At 69.2% G+C, this 3,810-nt stretch carries 3 protein-coding genes; 2 read left to right on the plus strand and 1 reads right to left on the minus strand.

What is annotated here, in order from left to right:
• Together ACFWE2_RS24955 and ACFWE2_RS24960 are read left to right on the plus strand one after the other, a co-directional pair.
• A partial coding sequence (locus ACFWE2_RS24955; RefSeq protein ID WP_377226902.1) for an ABC transporter permease occupies window positions 1-948 on the plus strand: 948 nt, incomplete at its 5' end.
• An 11-nt stretch (window positions 949-959) separates the two neighbouring features.
• The gene (locus ACFWE2_RS24960; RefSeq protein WP_377226904.1) at window positions 960-1,880 is read left to right on the plus strand and encodes a carbohydrate ABC transporter permease; all 921 of its coding nucleotides are present in this window, start codon (window positions 960-962) and stop codon (window positions 1,878-1,880) included.
• An 80-nt stretch (window positions 1,881-1,960) separates the two neighbouring features.
• Here ACFWE2_RS24960 and ACFWE2_RS24965 read toward each other — a convergent pair whose 3' ends face one another.
• Window positions 1,961-3,745 (minus strand): beta-galactosidase family protein, encoded by a 1,785-nt coding sequence (locus ACFWE2_RS24965; RefSeq protein WP_377226903.1) that lies wholly within the window; start codon window positions 3,743-3,745, stop codon window positions 1,961-1,963.
• Between the last annotated feature and the right edge of the window lie 65 nt (window positions 3,746-3,810).

Raw genomic sequence — 3,810 nt, forward strand, 5'->3', positions numbered from 1 at the left:
GTCGGCCGACCGCGGGCCGACGGCCGGCAGGGCCGCCACGGGTCCAAGGTGCCGTGGCGTCTCGTCTGGCGGCGGGACGGCGTCCTCTACCTCATGGCGTTCCTGCCGATCGTGTTCCTCCTGATCTTCCGCTACGGCCCGATGCTGGGGAACGTCATCGCGTTCCGCCGGTTCCGGCCGGGCGGGAGCATCTTCGGCGAGGAATGGGTGGGGCTGCTCTACATCGAGATGTTCGTGAACGACCCGATGTTCTGGCACGTGTTCGGCAACACCGTCGCCATCGGGGCGCTCACGCTGCTCGTCGGCTTCCCGCTGCCCATCGTCCTGGCCCTCCTGCTCAACGAGGTGCGCAAGAAGGCGTTCAAGCGGGTGGTCCAGTCGATCTCCTACCTGCCGCACTTCCTCTCGGTGGTGATCGTCGCCGGGATGGTCATGCAGCTCCTGTCGCTGCAGGGCACCGTCAACCAGATCACCGAGGCCCTGGGCGGGGAGCCGGTCCCGTTCCTGCAGCGGCCGGAGTGGTTCCGTGCGATCTACGTCGGGTCGGAGGTGTGGCAGACCGTCGGGTGGGGAACCATCCTGTACCTCGCCGCGCTGACGACCGTCGACGCCTCGCTCTACGAGGCGGCCCGGATCGACGGCGCGGGCCGGTGGCGGCAGACGTGGCACGTCACCCTGCCCGGCATCCGGCCCACGATGATCACGCTGCTGATCCTCAACATCGGGACGTTCCTCAACGTCGGGTTCGAGAAGGTCCTCCTGCTCTACAGCCCGCTGACCTACTCGACGGCCGACGTGATCTCGACGTACCTGTACCGCGTCGGGCTGGTGTCCAACAACCTCAGCTACGCGGCGGCGATCGGGCTCTTCCAGGCCTGCATCGGGCTGGTCATGGTGCTGTCCGCGAATCTCATCTCGCGGCGACTGACGGGAGCAAGCCTGTGGTGACGCAGAACGCCATGACCGTGCGGTCCGTCTCGGCGGGCTCCGGCGTATCGATCGGCCCCCGCGACACCAGGGGCTACCGCGCCTTCACGGCGATCAACACAGTTGTGCTCGTGCTGGTGTGCGTGGTGATGCTCTATCCGTTCGTCACCGTGCTCGCCGAGTCGTTCTCCAGCGCCGGCGCGATCAAGGCGGGCCTGGTCAGCGTGTGGCCCGTCGGGTTCAACCTGGACACCTACGGGGCCGTGGCGCGGAACGGGACCTTCTGGAACGCGTACGGCAACACCGTCCTGTACACGATCCTCGGGACCGCCATCGCGATGGTCCTGACGACGACCTTCGCGTACGCGATCTCCAAGCCGCACCTGCGGGGCCGGAGCCTGCTGATCGGGATCGCCGTCTTCACGATGTTCTTCAACGGCGGGATCGTCCCGAACTACGTGCTGATCTCGGCCCTCGGCATGAAGAACACCATGTGGGCGGTGATCCTGCCCGGCGCGATCTCGGTGTTCAACCTGCTGGTGATGAAGGCCTTCTTCGAGAGCCTGCCGAGGGAGCTCGAGGAGGCCGCGCAGATCGACGGGCTGGGCTGGTTCGGCATCTTCACCCGGATCGTCCTGCCGCTGTCGAAGCCCGTCGTCGCCACGATGGTCCTGTTCTACTCGGTCGCGTACTGGAACGACTGGTTCACGGCGTTCCTCTACCTCGACAAGCAGGAGCTCTTCCCGGTCACGCTCTTCCTGCGCAACCTCATCGCGGGCGCGTCGACCACGGCGTCGGAGGGGGCGGCGGTCGCCGGGACGACGACGGCCGCCATCAACGCGAACATCCAGTCCGTGACGATGATCCTGACGATCATCCCGATCCTGTGCGTCTACCCGTTCGTGCAGCGGTACTTCGTCTCGGGGGTAATGCTCGGCTCGGTCAAGGGCTGACCCCAACTGTTGAGTGCTGGATTTTCGCCCCTCGATCGTGCATAACAGGGCGAAAATCCAGCACTCAGCGGTCTAGAGGCCTACTGTTCCGTGACGCCCAGGGCCGGGGCGGTCACGAACGCTGCCCGCCTCGCCGCCCCGCCGTGCAGCTCCAGGAGGACCAGCTCGTTGCCCGACTCACGGACCAGCGGGCCCGGGACGTACAGCGTGTGCGTGGGGCCGAGGCTCCAGTACCGCCCGAGCAGCTCGCCGTTGACCCACGCAAGACCCTTGGTCCAGCCGTCGAGGCGCAGGAAGTGGTCGGCGCCGGCCACCGAGTCGAACGTGCCGCGGTGCAGGCCCGCGACGGCCGCGCCGTCGGCCCCGCCGCCGGGCGCGGCGTCCAGTGCCGCCCGCAGGAGCTCCGGGGCGTCCTCGACGCGCAGGGCGGCCGCCTGCCACTCGTCCAGGGTCCGTACGGCGGTGCGTACCGTCCCGATCAGTCCCTTGGGCTCGCCGATCCGCGGCCCGTAGTTGACGTGCCCCTGGTTCTCGACCAGCAGCGTCAGCTCGCCCGCCCGGGCCGGCAGCGCGACGGCGAACGTGTGCGACCCGCGGTCGAGCACCCCGACCGGTTCGCCGTCGAGCAGCACCACCGCGCGGTCACGCACCTCGTCGACGGTCAGGACGGCGTCGTCGGGACCGATGGTGGTGCGGTACACCGCGAAGCCCGACCAGAGGCCAAGCTCCTCCATCGTCGGCGCGTGGTCGAACACGGCCAGGTCGCCGCGCACCAGCGACGGCACGGCGGAGGCGAGCGGGACGTGCGCCGTCACGGCCACCTCGAGGACGGGCGCCGGCTGCCGGTCCGCCGGGACCTCGGCAGGCACGGGCAGGTGCCGCGCGATCACGTCGCGCATCGCGAAGTACTTCGCGGTGGGGGTGCCGTCCTCCGCGAGGGGTGCGTCGTAGTCGTACGACGTCGCGATGGGCCGGTAGATGCCCTTGTCGTTGGCGCCGCTCGTGAGCCCGAAGTTGGTGCCGCCGTGGAACATGTACAGGTTGACGGAGCCGCCGGCCGTGAGCAGGTCGTCCAGGTCGGCGGCGTTCGCCTCGGCGGGCGCCAGGTGGTGCTCCAGCCCCCAGGAGTCGAACCAGCCGTTCCAGAACTCCATGCACATCAGCGGCCCGGTGGGCTGGTGCCTGCGCAGCACCTCGAGCCGCTCGGTGGTGCGCGACCCGAACGTCGCGGTCCTGTGCAGCTCCGGCAGGCCGCCGCGCTCCAGCATCTCGTCGTTCGCCTGGTCGCAGGTGAACAGCGGGACCTCGATGTCCTGCCCGCGCACGAGGTCCACCAGGGCCCGCAGGTACCTCTGCCGCTCGGGGAGCGGGTCGTCACCGTAGGCGCCGTACTCGTTCTCGACCTGCACCATGAGCACAGGGCCACCGCGCGTCACCTGACGCTCGGCGACGAGCGGCAGCAGGCTCGCGTAGTACTTGCCGATCGCGTCGAGGAAGCCGGGCTCGTGCCGGCGTACGCCGACGGTGGGGTCCGCCAGCAGCCAGGCCGGCAGGCCGCCGCCGTCCCACTCCGCGCAGATGTAGGGGCCCGGCCGCACGATCGCGTGCAGGCCCTCGTGGGCCACCAGGTCGAGGAACCGGCCGAGGTCACGCCGCCCGTCCAGGTCGAAGACCCCGGGTTCCGGGGCGTGGAAGTTCCAGGGGACGTACGTCTCGATGGTGTTCAGGCCCATCAGCCGGGCCTTGTGGATACGGTCGGCCCACTGGTCGGGGTGGACGCGGAAGTAGTGCAGCGCGCCACTGACGACCTGCATCCGCTCGCCGTCGAGCAGGAAGTCCTCGGGTCCGATCTCGAACGTGGGCATGTGTGGTTTCCTCGGGTGCTGTCGTGACTGGGGAGAACGGTGACGACGGCGGGGGTGGCCCCCGC

The organism is Promicromonospora sp. NPDC060271 (assembly GCF_042726755.1).
Taxonomy (GTDB): domain Bacteria; phylum Actinomycetota; class Actinomycetes; order Actinomycetales; family Cellulomonadaceae; genus Promicromonospora.

Excerpts from the sequence above, each read along its gene's own strand:
- ACFWE2_RS24960 (WP_377226904.1), top strand. The coding sequence starts at position 960 with ATGACCGTGCGGTCCGTCTCGGCGGGCTCCGGCGTATCGATCGGCCCC.
- ACFWE2_RS24965 (WP_377226903.1), bottom strand. The coding sequence starts at position 3,745 with ATGCCCACGTTCGAGATCGGACCCGAGGACTTCCTGCTCGACGGCGAG.